Annotated in this window: 9 protein-coding genes; 3 read left to right on the forward strand and 6 right to left on the reverse strand. The window is 64.3% G+C overall.

The genetic code is table 11. The features are described from left to right. Nucleotides 1–32: 32 nt before the first annotated feature. The 4 genes from HV765_RS00180 to HV765_RS00195 form a co-directional block, all read right to left on the reverse strand. Nucleotides 33–2099 (reverse strand): M3 family metallopeptidase, encoded by a 2067-nt coding sequence (locus HV765_RS00180; protein ID WP_175168404.1) that lies wholly within the window; start codon nt 2097–2099, stop codon nt 33–35. A gap of 183 nt (nt 2100–2282) precedes the next feature. Beyond that, nucleotides 2283–3134, reverse strand: coding sequence for a bifunctional methylenetetrahydrofolate dehydrogenase/methenyltetrahydrofolate cyclohydrolase FolD (gene folD, locus HV765_RS00185; protein ID WP_054426013.1), 852 nt, complete (start codon nt 3132–3134; stop codon nt 2283–2285). Continuing rightward, entirely contained in the window at nt 3131–3757 is a 627-nt protein-coding gene (locus tag HV765_RS00190) for a response regulator transcription factor (protein ID WP_006219003.1), read from the reverse strand. Before HV765_RS00190 ends, folD begins: the two co-directional genes overlap by 4 nt. Further along, complete coding sequence (locus HV765_RS00195; RefSeq protein ID WP_054426011.1) at nt 3754–5508, reverse strand: PAS domain-containing sensor histidine kinase; 1755 nt, start codon at nt 5506–5508, stop codon at nt 3754–3756. Before HV765_RS00195 ends, HV765_RS00190 begins: the two co-directional genes overlap by 4 nt. Before the next feature lie 351 nt (nt 5509–5859). Here HV765_RS00195 and aceE point away from each other — a divergent pair, with 351 nt between their 5' ends. Genes aceE through lpdA form a run of 3 tightly spaced genes read left to right on the forward strand, consistent with a single transcriptional unit; the run spans nt 5860 to nt 12060 of the window. After that, on the forward strand, nt 5860–8568 hold the full coding sequence (gene aceE / locus HV765_RS00200) for a pyruvate dehydrogenase (acetyl-transferring), homodimeric type (RefSeq protein WP_175168406.1): 2709 nt from the start codon (nt 5860–5862) through the stop codon (nt 8566–8568). Between the two features lie 12 nt (nt 8569–8580). Further along, a complete protein-coding gene (gene aceF, locus HV765_RS00205) occupies nt 8581–10257 on the forward strand; it encodes a dihydrolipoyllysine-residue acetyltransferase (RefSeq protein ID WP_054426007.1) in 1677 nt (558 codons plus the stop codon). A gap of 12 nt (nt 10258–10269) precedes the next feature. Next, complete coding sequence (gene lpdA / locus HV765_RS00210) at nt 10270–12060, forward strand: dihydrolipoyl dehydrogenase (RefSeq protein WP_175168408.1); 1791 nt, start codon at nt 10270–10272, stop codon at nt 12058–12060. A gap of 136 nt (nt 12061–12196) precedes the next feature. Here the strand turns inward: lpdA and HV765_RS00215 are convergent, their stop codons facing one another. Together HV765_RS00215 and HV765_RS00220 are read right to left on the reverse strand one after the other, a co-directional pair. Beyond that, a complete protein-coding gene (locus HV765_RS00215; protein WP_175168410.1) occupies nt 12197–12388 on the reverse strand; it encodes a putative motility protein in 192 nt (63 codons plus the stop codon). Nucleotides 12389–12531: 143 nt separating this feature from the next. After that, nucleotides 12532–13512: a hypothetical protein gene (locus HV765_RS00220; RefSeq protein WP_175168412.1), complete on the reverse strand. Its 981-nt coding sequence runs from the start codon at nt 13510–13512 to the stop codon at nt 12532–12534. Nucleotides 13513–13641: the final 129 nt, after the last annotated feature.

Raw genomic sequence — 13641 nt, forward strand, 5'->3', positions numbered from 1 at the left:
CACTGTGGGCCTTTTACGATAAAGCGGCGTGATCAGTTGCCGCTCATACCGCTGTGGCGCAGCAGGGCGTCGATGCGCGGTGCGCGGCCACGGAAGGCGGCGAACGAATCCGCCGCCGGACGCGAGCCGCCCACGGCCAGCACTTCGCGGCGAAAGCGCGCGCCGGTTTCCGGATCAAGCGTGCCCAAGGGGTTGCCGGGTTGCTTGGCCGCCGCTTCCTCGAAGGCTTCGTACGCGTCAGCGGACAGCACTTCGGCCCACTTGTAGCTGTAGTAGCCCGCGCCGTAGCCGCCTGCGAACAGGTGCGAGAACGCGTGCGGCAGGCGATGCCAGGCGGGCGGGAACAGCACGGCCACTTCCTGGCGCACTTCTTGCAGCAAGGCCAGCACTTCGGTGATGGTGGCGCCCTTGGCGCGGTCATGCATCAGCATGTCGAACAAGGCGAATTCGATCTGGCGCACGGCCTGCATGCCGCTTTGGTAGTTGCGCGCGGCGACCAGGCGGTCGTAGAGCGCACGCGGCAGCGGTTCGCCGGTGTCCACATGGGCCGACAGCTTTTGCACCACCGCCCATTCCCAGCAGAAGTTCTCCATGAACTGCGAGGGCAGTTCAATGGCGTCCCATTCGACGCTGGCGAACGCGGCGGCGCCGGGCTCGTCAACTTCCGACAGCAGGGCGTGCAGCGCGTGGCCGGTTTCGTGGAACAGCGTGATGACGTCGTCGTGCGTGAGCACGGCGGCGCGGTCGCCGTTGGGGCGCGAGAAATTGCAGGTCAGGTAAACAACGGGCGTCTGCACCTGGCCGGCGATGACGCGGCGCGCGCGTTCGCTATCCACCCACGCGCCGCTTTGCTTGCCGGAGCGGGCGTACAGATCCAGGTACAGATAGCCGATCAGGCCGCCATCGGCGCGCTCCACACGCACACCGCGCGCGTCGCTGTGCCAGGTAGAGACGGGCGTTTCCGTCAAGCGGACGTCGAACAGCTTTTCAATGACTTCGAACAAGCCCGCCAGCACGCGCGGCTCAGTGAAGTACTGCTTCACTTCGTCTTCGGAATAGGCGTAGCGCGATTCGCGCAGGCGTTCCGAGGCAAAGGCCACATCCCACGGCTGGAGCTCGTCCAGGCCGAGCTCGCCGGTGGCGTAGGCCTTCAGTTCCGCCAAGTCGCGCTGGGCGTAAGGCTTGGCGCGGGCAGCCAGATCACGCAGGAATACGGTGACTTCGCTGGCGTCGCGGGCCATGCGGGTTTGCAGGCGCAGCGAGGCGTAGGTGCCCAGGCCCAGCAGGCCAGATTCTTCGGCGCGCAGCGAGAGCAGTTCTTCGATCAGGGGGGAATTGTCGAACTTGGCGTCGCCTTGTTCGGACGCCACCGTGCCGTAGCCGCGGTACAGCGCTTCGCGCAGCGACCGGTCTTGCGCGTATTGCATGACGGGCAGGTAGCAGGGCATTTTCAGCGTCAGCTTCCAGCCGGGCTTGCCATCTTCTTCGGCGGCGGCGCGGGCGGCGGACAGCACATCAGCCGGGATGCCGGCCAGACGGGCGTCATCTTCGACCAGCAGCGACCAGGCGTCGATGGCGTCCAGCACGTTTTCCGAAAACTTCTGCGAGGCCTGGGCTTCGCGGTCGGAGATGGCGGCGTAGCGTTCGCGGTCGGCGCCTTGCAGCTCAACGCCGCTCAAGCGGAAATCGCGCAGCGCCATTTCCACGATGCGGCGGCGCACGGGCGACCAGGTGGCGAAATCGGGGGCGGCAGCCAGACGCTGGTACTGCTTGTACAGCCCTTCGTGCAGGCCGACCCAGGTCGAAAATTCGGTAATCAGCGGCAGCGCGGCGTTATAGGCCTCGCGCAGTTCCGGCGTGTTGACCACCGCATTCAGGTGGCCAGCCACCGACCACGCGCGCCACAGGCGCTCAGAAGCGGTATCCAGCGGTTCCACGACCGCTTCCCAGGTGGGCGCCAGCGCAGCATCGGCGGCGTGGTCGACGGCCTTGCGGGCGATGCCCAGCAGTTCCTCGACGGCGGGCACGATGTGCCCGGGCTTGACGGCCGCATAGTCGACCAAGTCGGAGACGGGAGCGAGCAGGGGGTTCTGGGTCATGGTGTTACCGGCGTAAGACGTAGCAGGCGGCGCGCGAGACAAGCAGCCCGGCGCCGGCGAAAGACATACGAATCAGATAGGGGCGATACGCCCGAATGCAAGGGCAAGGGCAAAGGGCCTGCGGCGCCTGCAAACGATAAGGCGATGCGCACCCGTGTGGGTGTGCGCATCGCCGTGTCACGATCAGCCTGCGGCGCGTTCCGCGGCTTCAACCGTGTTGACCAGCAGCATGGCGATGGTCATGGGGCCCACGCCGCCGGGGACGGGGGTGATGGCGCCGGCCACTTCCTTGGCGGAAGCGAAATCCACGTCGCCGCACAGCTTGCCGTCTTCGCCGCGGTTGATGCCCACGTCGATGACGACGGCGCCCGGCTTGATCATCGAGCCGTCGATCATGCCCGGCTTGCCGGTGGCAACCACCAGGACGTCAGCGCGGCGGGTCTGGGCCGCCAGATCGCGCGTCTTGGAGTTGCAGATGGTGATGGTGGCGCCGGCTTGGAGCAGCAGCATGGCCATCGGCTTGCCGACGATGTTGCTGGCGCCGACGATCACGGCTTCAGCGCCGCGCAGCGTCACGCCTTCCGATTCCAGCATCTTCATCACGCCGTAGGGCGTGCAGGGGCGGAACAGCGGCTGGCCGGTCATGAGCAGGCCGGCGTTGCTGATATGGAACCCGTCCACGTCCTTCTCGGCCGCGATGGCTTCGATGACCTTGTGGGAATCCATATGCTTGGGCAGCGGCAGCTGCACCAGGATGCCGTGAATGGTCGGGTCCTGATTCAGCACGGCGATGCGGGCCAGCAGTTCGGCCTCGGTCATCTCGGCCGGGTACTGTTCCTTGACGGAATGCAGGCCGGCCTTCTCGCAGGCGGCAACCTTGTTGCGCACGTAAACCTGGGACGCGGGGTCCGCGCCCACCAGCACCACGGCCAGGCCGGGGCGGGTGCCCTTGGCAGCCAGAGCGGCGACGCGTTGGGCGACTTCTTCGCGAATGCGCAGCGACAGTGCTGCGCCATCGATAACTCTTGCGGTCATGCGTGTGCCTCGGGTTTGGCCAAGGCCACTTTCATCAAATCAGCAACGGTAGTCACTTCCAGTTTTTCCATAATGTTGGCGCGGTGCGCCTCGACGGTCTTGATGCTGATGCCCAGGTCGTCGGCGATCTGCTTGTTCAAGCGGCCGGCGACGATGCGCTCCAGCACCTGCTGCTCGCGCGCGGTCAGGCGTGCCAGCATGGCTTCGTGGTCCTTCTGAGCCTGGTGCTTGCTGACGCGCTGCGTGGCTTGCTCGAGCATGCGCGCAACGATTTCGCGCAGGTCCGACTCGTTGAAGGGCTTTTCCAGAAAATCGACTGCGCCTTTCTTCATCGTGGACACGGCCATCGGCACGTCGCCGTGGCCGGTGATGAACACGATGGGCAGCGGCGCGTTGCGGGCGATCAGTTGTTCCTGAAGCTCCAGGCCGCTCATGCCGGGCATGCGCACGTCGGCGATCAGCACGCCGATCTGGCTGGCGTCGTAGTCTTCCAGGAAGGATTCGCCGCTGGCATAGGCGCGAACGCGGTAGCCGTTGGCTTCCAACAGCCAGCGCAGCGAATCGCGGACCGCTTCGTCGTCGTCAACAATGAATACCGTGCTCGACAGGTGGGGCGTGTTCATGCGTGCAACTCCTCGGACTGATCATTCTGGGCCTGCGTCTGGGACGCAGCGCAGGGCAGGGTAAAGCGGAAAATAGTACCGCCGGCGGGGTTCGGGTCAGCCCAAAGACGGCCGTGGTGCGATTCAATAATGGTACGGCAGATATTCAGCCCCATGCCCAGGCCCTGGGTCTTGGTGCTGAAGAAGGGTTCGAACAGGCGCTCGGGTTCAGCCAGGCCATGGCCGCGGTCAACCACGGCCACTTCGATGTGCTGCTCGTGCAGGATGACCGCCACCTTGAGCTCGTCGGACTCGCTGTTTTCCATGGCTTCCAGCCCGTTCTTCAGCAGGTTCAACAGCACCTGTTCGATCAGGATGGGGTCAGCCAGGACGTCAGGCGCGTTTGACGGCACGAAGCTGTCGATACGAATGCGGCGCTTGCGGGCGTCGATTTCGGCGAAACCGATGGCGTTGTCGACAATGCGGCCAATGGCCACGCGCTGGCGGCGCGGCTCGCTGCGCTTCACGAATTCGCGGATGCGGCTGATGATCTTGCCGGCGCGCTCGGCCTGCGCCGCAGCCTTTTCAAGCGCCGGCAACAGCATGTTGGGGCTGGTGTGGCCAGCTTTGACCAGGGCGACGGCGCCCATGCTGTAGTTGGCGATGGCGGTCAGCGGCTGGTTCAGTTCGTGCGCCAGCGACGAGGCCATTTCGCCCATCGTCGTCAGGCGGCTGGTGAGCTGGATTTTTTCCTGCTGCACGCGCGAGGCCTCTTCGTGGCCCCGGCGTTCGGTGATGTCGCGCGCGACTTGCATGCGCACGCGGCGGCCGTCGGTCCAGGCCAGCATGCGGTGATGCACTTCAAACCAGCGCTGCACCGACGGCGCGAACACTTCCACCGATTCGTCGGTGAAGCGGCCGCGGCGGCCGGCCAGCAATTCGTCGTGGCCGCCCGTCTGCGCGCCGAACACGCGGCGGTAGGTGCGGTTGGCGAACAGCAATTCCAGGCCGTCGTGCGTGTCGGCCGTGACCGAGATGGCGTCGTCCAGGCCTTCCAGCACCGTCATGAAACGCTCGTGCGCGGCGGTCAGGGCCTCGCGGATGCGCTTGGGTTCGGTGATGTCGGTCATGGAGGTCATCCAGCCGATCTGGTTGCCGTTGGGGTCCAACAGCGGCGACACATACATGCGCGCCGTGAAGCGCGAGCCGTCGCGCCGCTGCGCTTCCACTTCCAGGCCGCTGCTGGGCGTCTTGCCCGACATCAGGACGTCGAGCGTGTGCTGATGCTGTTCGTGGCGGCCGGGCACCCAATAGGGGAAGGGCGGGCTGCGGCCAATGAGGTCGGCCTCGTTCCAGCCGATCATGCGGCAGAAGGCGGGGTTCACGTAGGCGATGCGGCCTTCCATATCCAGCACGCGCATGCCGGTGGACATGGAATTTTCCATGGCGCGGCGAAATCCGGTTTCAGCGATCAGCGCGGCTTCGGCGGAGGAGCGAAAGCGGGTATAGCGCCACAGCATCAGCAAGCTGATGACGATCACGCATGACAATGCCAGCACCACCCAGATCAGGCGTTGCTGACGCATTTCCTGGTCGATCGTCACAAACATGACGCTATCGTCATGAATGCGTTGCAGCCAGAAGAACACCCCCATCACACAGATGTACAGAATCAGCACCATGGCAGGCGTGACCCAGTACACGCCGCGGCGGCGGGTGCGGGCGTGATCGTGAAACGGCGTAGGAATATTGGACTTGGGCGCGCTGGACATGGAATTCGGGCCAGATAGACCGCGCATTTTAGTGCGTGTTCGGGGTGAAGTCCCGGGAAACACGCCCCGCTTTTGGCGTACAGCGTAAAAAGACCGGTAAGGAAGCATTCAGCTTGCGTTCATAATTTCACATTATGAAATGCCGTACCGCAACATGAAATTTTGCTTGCGACCGGTTATTCTTCTTTCTTAGAATGCCGGCTGATAGGGAACCGACCCAAAGCAGGTCTCTAGAAAAACACCCCGACCCATGCCTGACATGGTAGCCCGGATGATCCCGGCTACCATGCAGAGTCCGCGAGTTGAACGAAGCGGGTGTGGTCACGAACGAACCCCAACAGGAGACACACGATGTCCTCTTTCGCCCAGGCTGGCGCCCCGCAGGCTGCCAACGACGAAGACACCCTTGAAACCCAGGAGTGGCTCGAAGCCCTGGCGGCAGTCCTTGATCGCGAAGGGCCGCAGCGCGCGCACTACCTGCTGGAACGCCTGATCGACGAAGCCCGTCGTTCCGGCGCCCACATCCCGTTCTCGCCGAATACCGCTTACGTCAACACGATTCCTCCGGGCCTGGAGCCCGCGCATCCGGGCAACCTGGAGCTGGAAACGCGTATCCGTTCGTACGTGCGCTGGAACGCGATGGCCATGGTCGTCAAGGCCAACAAGCACAACCCGCCGGACGGCGGCGACCTGGGCGGCCACATCGCGTCGTTCGCCTCGCTGGCCACCATGATCGGCTGCGGCCAGAACCACTTCTGGCACGCGGAAGACGAAGGCCACGGCGGCGACCTGGTCTACTTCCAAGGCCACACGTCCCCCGGCATGTACGGCCGCGCCTACCTTGAAGGCCGCCTGACCGAAGACCAACTGAACCACTTCCGCCAGGAAGTGGACGGCAAGGGCCTGTCGTCCTACCCGCACCCGAAGCTGATGCCGGATTTCTGGCAATTCCCGACGGTGTCGATGGGCCTGGGCCCGCTGATGGCCATCTACCAGGCCCGCTTCCTGAAGTACCTGCACGCCCGCGGCATCGCCGACACCAGCAACCGCAAGGTCTGGGTGTTCTGCGGCGACGGCGAAATGGACGAACCCGAATCGCTGGGCGCCATCGCTTTGGCCGCCCGTGAAAAGCTCGACAACCTGATCTTCGTGGTGAACTGCAACCTGCAGCGCCTGGACGGTCCGGTGCGCGGCAACGGCAAGATCATCCAGGAACTGGAAGGCGACTTCCGTGGTTCGGGCTGGAACGTGATCAAGCTGATCTGGGGCGGCTACTGGGACCCCCTGCTGGCGCACGACAAGGAAGGCATCCTGCGCCAGATCATGGAAGACACCGTTGACGGCGAGTACCAGGCGTACAAGGCCAACGACGGCAAGTTCGTTCGCGAACACTTCTTTGGCAAGCACCCCAAGCTGCTGGAAGCCGTCTCGCGCATGAGCGACGAAGACATCTGGCGCCTGAACCGTGGCGGCCACGATCCCCACAAGGTGTACGCCGCGTTTGACGCCGCCACCAGCCACACCGGCCAACCCACCGTCATCCTGGCCAAGACCATCAAGGGCTACGGTATGGGCCACGTGGGCCAGGCGAAGAACCCGACCCACCAGCAAAAGAAGCTGGAACTGGAATCCATCCGCGAATTCCGCGACCGCTTCGGCATCCCGATTCCGGATGACAAGCTGGAAGACCTGCCGTACTTCAAGCCGGCCGATGATTCGCCCGAAATGAAGTACCTGCACGAGCGCCGCGCCGCGCTGGGCGGCTACCTGCCGCGCCGCCGCGCCAAGGCCGACGAGCAGCTGAAGGCCCCCGCGCTGGACGCCTTCAAGGCCGTGCTGGAACCCACCGCCGAAGGCCGTGAAATCTCCACCACCCAAGCCTTTGTGCGCATCCTGAACCAGGTGCTGCGCGACAAGGAACTGGGTCCACGCGTGGTGCCGATTTTGGCCGACGAATCGCGTACCTTCGGTATGGAAGGCCTGTTCCGCCAGATTGGTATCTATGCGCCGGAAGGCCAGAAGTACACCCCGGTCGATAAGGACCAGGTCATGTACTACAAGGAAGCGGCCGACGGCCAGCTTCTGCAGGAAGGCATCAACGAAGCGGGCGCAATGAGCTCGTGGATTGCGGCGGCCACGTCGTACTCCTCGAACAACCGCATCATGATCCCGTTCTTCATCTACTACTCGATGTTCGGGTTCCAGCGCATTGGCGATCTGGCCTGGGCGGCGGGCGACATGCAAGCGCGTGGCTTCCTGTTGGGCGGCACTGCCGGCCGCACGACGCTGAACGGCGAAGGCTTGCAGCACGAAGACGGCCACAGCCACATCCTGGCGTCCACCATTCCGAACTGCGTGTCCTACGACCCGACGTTCGGCCATGAGCTGGCCGTGATCATCCAGCATGGCTTGAAGCGCATGGTGGAAGACCAGGAAAACGTCTATTACTACCTGACGGTGATGAACGAAAACTACCCGCAGCCCGGTCTGACCCAGGGCGACGAGGAAGGCATCATCAAGGGCATGTACAAGCTGAAGTCGCACGGCAAGGGCAAGAACCGCGTGCAGCTGATGGGTTCGGGCACGATCCTGCGCGAAGTCATGGCCGCGCAAGAACTGCTGGAAGCCGACTGGGGCGTGGCGTCGGACCTCTGGAGCGTCACCAGCTTCACGGAACTGCGCCGCAACGGCCTGGACGTCGACCGCCACAACATGCTGCACCCCGACGAAAAGAAGCCGCAAGTGGCTTACGTCACGGAACAGCTGGCCAAGACGGAAGGCCCGATCATCGCATCGACCGACTACATGAAGCTCTTTGCTGACCAGATCCGTCCGTTCGTGCCCAAGGGCCGCGAATACAAGGTGCTGGGCACCGACGGTTTCGGCCGCTCGGATTTCCGCGCCAAGCTGCGTGAGCACTTTGAAGTGGATCGCCACTTTGTCGTCGTCGCCGCGCTGCGCGCATTGGCCGACGAAGGCAAGGTGCCGGTTGCCAAGGTGGCGGAAGCCATCAAGAAGTACGGCATCAATCCGAACAAAGCCAACCCGCAATACGCCTGAGGGTAAAGAGACATGAGCAACATCGTGCAAATCAAGGTTCCCGACATCGGCGACTTCAAGGAAGTGGAAGTCATTGAAGTGCTGGTCGCCGTGGGCGACACGATCAAGGCCGAACAGAGCCTGATCACGGTTGAGTCCGACAAAGCCTCGATGGAAATCCCCGCGTCGCAAGGCGGCGTGGTGAAGTCCATCACCGTGAAGGTGGGCGACAAGGTTGCGGAAGGCGCGGTCGTGCTGGAAGTGGAAGCCGAAGCCTCGGACGCCGCACCGGCCGCCAAGGAAGAAGCCCCCAAGGCCGCCGCCAAGGAAGCGCCCAAGCAAGCGGCTGCGGCGGCTCCGGCCGCCAAGGCTGAAGCGGCTGCACCTGCCGCAGCTGCAAGCGGCCCGGTCGAAATCGAAGTGCCGGACATCGGTGACTTCAAGGAAGTGGAAGTCATCGAAGTGATGGTCGCCGTGGGCGACACCATCAAGGCCGAGCAAAGCCTGATCACCGTGGAGTCCGACAAGGCCTCGATGGAGATCCCGGCCTCGCAAGGCGGTGTGGTCAAGGAAGTGAAGGTCAAGGTTGGCGACAAGGTCGCCAAGGGCTCGGTCGTCGTGGTGGTGGAGGGGGGCGCTGCCTCGGCTCCGGCTGCGAAGACGGAAGCCGCCGCCGCTCCCGCTGCGAAGGCTGAAGCCAAGACCGAAGCCAAGGCTGAAGCGCCCGCCGCTGCGCCGGCTTCGCGTCCGGCTCCGGCCGCCGCGCTGGAAGACGCCAACCTGAAGCCCGGCCAACTGCCGCACGCGTCGCCGTCGGTGCGCAAGTTCGCCCGCGAACTGGGCGTGAACCTGAGCAAGGTCAAGGGTTCGGGTCCCAAGGAACGCATCACCGCCGAGGACGTGCGCGGCTTCGTCAAGCAAGCGCTGGCCGCCGGCCCCGCAACCGCCGCTGCCGGTGGTTCGGCCGATGGCGCCGCGCTGGGCCTGCTGCCGTGGCCGAAGGTCGACTTCACCAAGTTCGGCCCGATCGAAGCCAAGCCGCTGTCGCGCATCAAGAAGATTTCCGGCGCGAACCTGCACCGCAACTGGGTCATGATCCCGCACGTCACCAACAACGACGAAGCGGACATCACCGACCTGGAAGCGCTGCGCGTCACGCTGAACAAGGAAAACGAGAAGTCGGGCGTCAAGGTCACGATGCTGGCCTTCCTGATCAAGGCCGTGGTTGCGGCCCTGAAGAAATTCCCCGAGTTCAACGCCTCGCTGGACGGCGACAACCTGGTGCTCAAGCAGTACTACCACATCGGTTTCGCCGCCGACACGCCCAACGGGCTGGTGGTGCCGGTGATTCGCGACGCCGACAAGAAGGGCATCCTGCAAATCGCGCAGGAAATGACCGACCTGTCCAAGAAGGCGCGCGACGGCAAGATCTCGCCCGCGGACATGCAGGGCGGCTGCTTCTCGATCTCGTCCTTGGGCGGCATCGGCGGCACCTCGTTCACGCCGATCATCAACGCGCCGGAAGTGGCCATCCTGGGTGTGTCGCGCTCTGCGCACAAACCCGTCTGGGACGGCAAGCAATTCGTGCCGCGCCTGATCGTGCCGCTGTCGCTGTCGTACGACCACCGCGTCATCGACGGCGCGTCCGCTGCCCGCTTCAACGCCTATCTGGGCGCGCTGCTGGCCGACTTCCGCCGCATCGCGCTGTAAACGGGGAGCCCTATGAGCAATACCGTTCAAATCAAAGTGCCGGACATCGGTGACTTCAAGGAAGTGGAAGTCATTGAAGTGCTGGTCGCCGTGGGCGACACGATCAAGGCCGAACAAAGCCTGATCACCGTTGAATCCGACAAGGCGTCGATGGAAATCCCCGCGTCGCAAGGCGGCGTGGTGAAGTCCATTGCCGTGAAGGTCGGCGACAAGGTTGCCGAAGGCGCGGTGGTGCTGGAAGTGGAAGCGGCTGGCAGCGATGCCGCCGCTGCACCGGCCGCCAAGGACGCCCCCAAGGCGGCCGAGGCTTCCAAGCCGGCCGCTGCCGCTGCACCCGCCGCCAAGGCTGCCACGGCGGCCCCCGCCGCCTCCAGCTTCAAGGGTTCGGCCGACGGTGAATACGACATGCTGGTGCTGGGCGCGGGCCCGGGCGGCTACTCCGCCGCCTTCCGCGCCGCCGACCTCGGCCTGTCCGTGGTGCTGGTCGAACGCTACGAAACGCTGGGCGGCGTCTGCCTGAACGTGGGCTGCATTCCGTCCAAGGCGCTACTGCACAACGCCGCCGTCATCGACGAGGCGCGCGAGCTGGCTGCCCACGGCATCAGCTTCGGCGAACCGAAGATCGACCTGGACAAGCTGCGCGGCTACAAGGACAGCGTGGTCGCCAAGCTGACCGGCGGCCTGGCTGGCATGGCAAAGGCACGCAAGGTCACGGTGGTAACGGGCGTGGGCGAATTTGCCGACGCCAACCACTTGACCGTGACGTCCGCCGACGGCAAGAGCCAGACGCTGCGCTTCAAGCAAGCCATCATCGCCGCCGGCAGCCAGTCGGTGAAGCTGCCGTTCATGCCTAAGGACGACCGCGTCGTCGACTCCACCGGGGCATTGCTGCTGCGTGAAGTGCCGAAGAAGATGCTGATCGTGGGCGGCGGCATCATCGGCCTGGAAATGGGCACGGTGTACTCGACGCTGGGCGCGCGCCTGGACGTCGTGGAAATGCTCGACGGCCTGATGCAAGGCGCTGACCGCGATCTGGTCAAGGTCTGGCAGAAGAAGAACGCGTACCGCTTCGACAACATCATGTTGAAGACCAAGACCGTGGGCGCCGAAGCCAAGAAAGACGGCATCTACGTCACGTTCGAAGGCGAGGGCGCGCCCAAGGAACCGCAGCGCTACGACCTCGTTCTGCAAGCCGTGGGCCGCAGCCCGAATGGCAAGAAGATCGGCGCCGACCGTGCTGGCATCGCCGTGACCGACCGCGGTTTCATCGAGGTCGATCGCCAAATGCGCACCAACGTGCCGCACATCTACGCCATTGGCGACATCGTCGGCCAGCCGATGCTGGCGCACAAGGCCGTGCATGAAGGCCACGTTGCAGCGGAAGCTGCCGCCGGCCAGAAGTCGTTCTTTGACGCACGCGTCATTCCGTCGGTGGCTTACACCGATCCGGAAGTGGCATGGGTGGGCCTGACCGAAGACGAAGCCAAGAAGCAAGGCATCAAGATCGAGAAGGGCGTGTTCCCGTGGGCGGCTTCCGGCCGCGCCATCGCCAACGGCCGCGACGAAGGCTTCACCAAGCTGATTTTCGACGCGGAAACGCATCGCATCCTGGGCGGCAGCATCGTGGGCACCCACGCTGGCGACCTGATCAGCGAACTGGCCCTGGCCGTGGAAATGGGCGCCGACGTCGTCGACATCGCCAAGACCATCCACCCGCACCCGACGCTGGGTGAATCGGTGGGCATGGCGGCTGAAGTGGCCGAAGGCGTCTGCACCGACTTGCCGCCGATGAAGAAGAAGTAATGGCCGATGGCCAATGACCGGTGAGGCGGTTTTCCGCCTCACCTGAGTCATGCAACGGCAAATAAAAAGCGCCGGCCCTGTCAGGGTCCGGCGCTTTTTTTATCGCTTGGCCGCACGTAGGCGGCGCGACCGAATATCAGGCGTGGGTATTGATGCGCGAACCCAACGTGCTGTCGATCGCCATGGGGGCGACAGACTGCATCAGCGTTGCGATGGTGTCAGCTTGCGCGTTCAGTGCCTTCTTCAGCACATTCGCCTGCACTTCCTGAACCAGATTCGCATCCTTCAAGGCCAGCGCGGTGTTGACGGTGTTGTTGATGGAATCCATGGTCACAGGGTCCTTAATAGGAAGGCTGGGCGTGAGCCCGAAGTGTTCGCATTATTGCGTACATTTTCAGTTTGATGCAAAGGATTGTCGTGCCGGGACATGGCGGATGTGTGACATTGCGAGCATCTATCCCAAGCAGCAGCCTATGGCCGCTTCGGGCATTCCTTCACAACACCCCAGCCACGGTTCGCCTCGCAATACTTATCGCGGGCCGCCCAGGCGCAATCAGGGCGGTCAAAGAATCCCAACGTGGCGCATTGCGCTAATTCGGTTTGCAGCGCCTTGAGCCACGCCATCGGGTCTTGCGCCGGAATTTCGGTAATGCGCAATGTCGATTGCGGGCCGCTTGAGGCGGGCGTCGTCGTGGCGGCGGCGTTGGTGCGCGGCTGGGGGGTAGGGGCTTCCGGAGGCATCGCGCGAGGTTCAACAGCCGAAGCGGCCGGTTCACCCGTGGCGGACGGTGCTGTCGCGGGCGCCGCTTCGGAGATTGCTGCGGGTGCTGTTCCGGGTGCAGTCCCGGGTGCAGTCCCGGGTGTGGCTTCGGTTGTTGAGCCGGGTGCTGCCTGGGATGTTGCCTCGGATGGGGTCCCGGATGGCGATCCCGGTTTCGACGGCGCCCCTGGCGCAATCGGCGCCGGCGGCGCCAACGCATCCGCCTCCCAATCGCTCGGCGGCTCCTGGACCGGCACCGCGGTCGGAGGCATCAGCGGCACGCGGACCGGGCTGGCCGCGGTGGCGCCGGTAATCCCATTGTTCGGGGCATTCCACGACACCACCAGCAGCACCAGCGCGCCGTAAATGGCCAGGGTGTAGAGCACCGTCAACGTCGCCGACCCCACGCGCCGCCCCGTGATGGGGGGCGCGTCATCCCGGCCCAGCAAGCGGCGCCAGCCGACCAGGGCCGCACCCGGCGCTGAAATCAGCCACCAACAGACACGCCGCAACCCGCCGGGTTCAGGGGCTGGCGGGGGCAAGGCGGCGTGTACCTGGGCCGCCAACAATTCGCGCAATGCGCGGTTCTCTTCACGCAGACGCAAGGTCTGCGCATCGACCGGCGCCTGATCATCGAGATCCGTATTGCTGTCGTGCTGCGTAGCGAGTGGATCTGGGGGCGTGGCGGTCATAGTGCTGAAAGAAAATGATACAAAATCTGCGCCGTCATTATGACGTGAGTCGAGCGGGTCAAAAAAAGGAATAAGCGTGCAAAAAGCCGCCACTCCCTTTGCGGCGGAGTTTGCGCACTTTCGCCATCA

Origin of the sequence: Achromobacter kerstersii (assembly GCF_902859595.1) — a bacterium.
In the GTDB taxonomy this organism is placed as follows: Bacteria; Pseudomonadota; Gammaproteobacteria; order Burkholderiales; family Burkholderiaceae_B; genus Achromobacter; species Achromobacter kerstersii.

Coding starts and splice junctions, on each gene's coding strand:
- HV765_RS00180 (WP_175168404.1), bottom strand. CDS start 2,099: ATGACCCAGAACCCCCTGCTCGCTCCCGTCTCCGACTTGGTCGACTAT.
- folD (WP_054426013.1), bottom strand. CDS start 3,134: ATGACCGCAAGAGTTATCGATGGCGCAGCACTGTCGCTGCGCATTCGC.
- HV765_RS00190 (WP_006219003.1), bottom strand. CDS start 3,757: ATGAACACGCCCCACCTGTCGAGCACGGTATTCATTGTTGACGACGAC.
- HV765_RS00195 (WP_054426011.1), bottom strand. CDS start 5,508: ATGTCCAGCGCGCCCAAGTCCAATATTCCTACGCCGTTTCACGATCAC.
- aceE (WP_175168406.1), top strand. CDS start 5,860: ATGTCCTCTTTCGCCCAGGCTGGCGCCCCGCAGGCTGCCAACGACGAA.
- aceF (WP_054426007.1), top strand. CDS start 8,581: ATGAGCAACATCGTGCAAATCAAGGTTCCCGACATCGGCGACTTCAAG.
- lpdA (WP_175168408.1), top strand. CDS start 10,270: ATGAGCAATACCGTTCAAATCAAAGTGCCGGACATCGGTGACTTCAAG.
- HV765_RS00215 (WP_175168410.1), bottom strand. CDS start 12,388: ATGGATTCCATCAACAACACCGTCAACACCGCGCTGGCCTTGAAGGAT.
- HV765_RS00220 (WP_175168412.1), bottom strand. CDS start 13,512: ATGACCGCCACGCCCCCAGATCCACTCGCTACGCAGCACGACAGCAAT.